Origin of the sequence: Pseudomonas sp. JL3, from assembly GCF_031570575.1 — a bacterium.
In the GTDB taxonomy this organism is placed as follows: Bacteria; Pseudomonadota; Gammaproteobacteria; order Pseudomonadales; family Pseudomonadaceae; genus Aquipseudomonas; species Aquipseudomonas cucumis.
Genome location: NZ_JAKWJK010000044.1, coordinates 1 through 3,738 on the forward strand (window position 1 = coordinate 1; position 3,738 = coordinate 3,738).

Sequence of the window (3,738 nt, forward strand, 5' to 3'; positions counted from 1 at the left end):
ACTGCACCCTCGTGGCGGTCAGCGATAGCGACGTGACGGTTCAGGAGAAAGCCCTGGATTTGACCCAGGATGGCCAGGACCTGGCGGCAGGCACGGCCACCGGCAGTGAGCCTGGCAATACCGGTGAAACTGCCAGCGGCACCTTGGTCGGTTCCGTCACCGGCGCTACTGGCGTGATCACTTACACGTTGGTCGGTAGCACCACCGGGACCTATGGGCAAATCCTGCTCAACCCGGATGGCAGTTACACCTACACCCTGACGTCCGCACCAGCGACCACGCCCCATGCCAACGACGGACCGAACACCCTGAGCGAAAGCTTCACCTATCAGGCCACCGATTCTCTAGGCAACAGCGTCACCAGTACCATCGTGATCAACATCGTCGATGACGTGCCGACTGCTTACTGCGATTCAGTCGCGGTGGTGGAGGGCGGGACAGTCAGCGGTAATGTGCTGGACAACGATGTGCTNCCGATTCTCTAGGCAACAGCGTCACCAGTACCATCGTGATCAACATCGTCGATGACGTGCCGACTGCTTACTGCGATTCAGTCGCGGTGGTGGAGGGCGGGACAGTCAGCGGTAATGTGCTGGACAACGATGTGCTCGGTGCTGACGGCCCGGCAGTGGGTGGTGCGGTGATCGGCGTACGCGCCGGCAGCGACACCTCGACCTCGGCCATCGGCGGTTTGAACACGCAAATCAACGGCACCTATGGCTATCTCACGTTGGATGCGAGCGGCAACGCCGTGTATCACAGCAACCCGAACTCGGTCGGTGAACCGGGCGCCACGGATGTGTTCACCTACACTGTGCGCGATGCCGATGGTGATGAAAGCACCACCACGATCACCATCGACGTCCAGAACAGCTGCCTCGTAACGGTCACCGATACTGACGTGACCGTCTACGAAAAAGCCCTGGATTTGACTCGGGATGGCCAGGACCTGGCAGCAGGCACGGTCACGGGCAGCGAGCCGGGAAACACCGGTGAAACCGGCTCCGGTACGCTGGTCGGTGCGGTCACCGGCGCCAGCGGTGCGATCACTTACACCCTGGTCGGCAGTGCCACCGGAACCTACGGGCAGATCCTGCTCAACCCCGACGGCAGCTACACCTACACCCTGACCTCGGCGCCGAAAACTTCGCCCAACGCCAACGACGGCGCGAATACGCTGAACGAAAGCTTCACCTATACCGCCACCGATGCCGTGGGCAACAGCACCACCGGCACCCTTGTGGTCAGCATCGTCGATGACGTGCCCAAAGCCGTTGCCTCGGAGCGTTCGGTGCCCGCGGTGCAGATCGACTCCAACCTGCTGCTGGTGATCGATGTGTCCGGGAGCATGGTCGACCCTTCCGGCGTGTCGGGTCTATCGCGGCTGGACCTGGCCAAACAGGCGATCAGCGCACTGCTGGACAAGTACGACGACCTCGGCGATGTGAAAGTGCAGATCGTCACCTTCAGCAGCAGCGCCACGGACCTGACCTCTGTGTGGGTCGATGTGGCGACCGCCAAGTCGCTCATCGCTGGTCTCAGCGAGGGCGGCGGCACCAACTACGACGCAGCCGTGGCGACCATGCAAACCGCGTTCAATACCTCGGGCAAACTGATCGGGGCGCAGAACGTCGGCTACTTCTTCTCCGATGGCAAACCCAACGAAGGCGACATCGGCACCGCGGACGAGACCGCGCTCAAAGCCTTCCTCGACGCCAATGACATCAAGAACTACGCCATCGGCCTGGGCAGTGGCGTCAGTAACGACAGCCTCGATCCGGTGGCCTATGACGGCAGCACGCACACCAACACCAACGCCGTGATAGTGACCGACCTCAATCAACTCAACTCGGTACTCTCGGGCACCGTGCAAGGTGCGCCAGTCACCGGTTCGTTGCTGGGCGAGGGCGGTACATTCGGCGCCGATGGCGGATTCATCAAATCCATCACGATCGACGGCACCACTTATACCTACGATCCAAAAGCCAACAGTAATCAGGGTTCGCTGAGCTTCAGCGGCGGCGCCAACCACGGCACGTTCAACACCGCCAATAACACCCTGAGCATCGCCACTGACGACAGCGGCACCCTATTAGTGAACCTCGACACCGGGGAATACACCTACCTCTCGCAGAAAACCACGGCCGCGGTCATCACCGAAAACATCGGCTTCACCGTCAGCGACAATGACGGCGATCTGGCCAGCTCCACCCTGGTGATCAACGTGATTCCGAACACGCCTCCGGTGGCGGTCGATGACCACGTCATCACCAACGTGCTGTCGGGCAGCATTGTGCTGCCGGGCGAATTGCTGCTGGCCAACGACAGCGACGTCAATGGCGACCCGCTCACCGCATCGCCGACCACCTTCAATACCGGCTGGACGGTCAGGGGCGGGGACTTTACCGGCACCAACCCGAACTTCAGCTTCACCGGCAACAATGTCCAGGCAGTGACCATCGCCCGTAGCGCATTCGTCGCCAACACCGCAGCCATGACGGCAGTATTGGTGGTCAGCGGAGCACTGGGGTCGGTCAACGCCAACAATACCAATGATGAGGACCGGATCACCGTCAACCTCAAACAGGGTGAAACCCTCAACCTGGACCACAACCTGGCGGCCGGTCATATCACCATGGAGTACTCGGTCAACGGTGGAGCTTTCATTGCCATCGCCGACGGCCAGACCATCACCGCCTCGGCAGACGCCACGTACCAGATCCACATCACCAACATCGATGACGGTGGTCCGGGCAGCAGCGGGAAGGGGGCGGAAAACTACCAGCTGACCATGACCGTCAACTACGCCGGAGCCCACGATGCCACGCCGGACTTCCACGGCAGCTACACCGCCAACGACAACCACGGCGGCAGCGACTCGGCCAATGTGACCATCAGCTATCAGGACGGCCATACGCTGACCGGCACTTCGGGGGACGACGTACTGGTGGCGGGCGCTGGCAACAACGTCATCAATGCCGGCGACGGTAATGATGTGCTCACCGCAGGTTCAGGCAACAACGAAATGCACGGTGGCGCCGGCAACGACTTGCTGTTCAGCGGAGCGGGTAATGACCTGCTCGACGGCGGCACTGGCAACGACACCGCGAACTACGCCCACGCCACCGCCGGGGTCACTGTCGACCTGGGCCTGCTTACCGCGCAGAACACCCTTGGCGCGGGCACTGACACCCTGACCGGCATCGAAAACCTCACCGGCTCAAACTTCAACGACAGCCTCATGGGTGACAACAACAGCAACATCATCAACGGCGGTTTGGGTAACGATGTGCTCAACGGCGGGGGCGGCGACGACTTCCTCATCGGCGGCCTCGGCAACAACACCCTCACCGGCGGCAGCGGTGCCGACGCCTTCCAGTGGCTCAAGGGCAACAGCGGCCACGACGTCATCACCGACTTCACCCCAGGCACCGACAAACTCGACCTGTCGCAACTGCTGCAAGGCGAAAACGGCACCGCGGCGTCACTGGATGACTACCTGCACTTCACCGTCAGCGGCAGTGGCGCCTCGGTGATTACCAGCATCGACGTCAGCGCCATGGCCGGCGCCACACCGAACCAGACCATCGACCTGGCGGGTGTGAATCTGGCCAGCCATTACGGTGTAACGCCAGGGGCGGGTGGGGTGATTGCCGGTGGGGCGGATACGGCGACGATCATCAACGGCATGCTCAACGACCATTCGTTGAAGGTGGATACGGTGTGATCTGAAACGAC

The 3,738-nt window shown here is 61.7% G+C and carries 1 pseudogene; it reads left to right on the forward strand.

Annotated elements, in window-relative coordinates:
- Positions 1-3,727 (forward strand): annotated as a pseudogene (locus MMG91_RS28655) (beta strand repeat-containing protein); the annotation flags it as partial.
- Positions 3,728-3,738 lie beyond the last annotated feature (11 nt).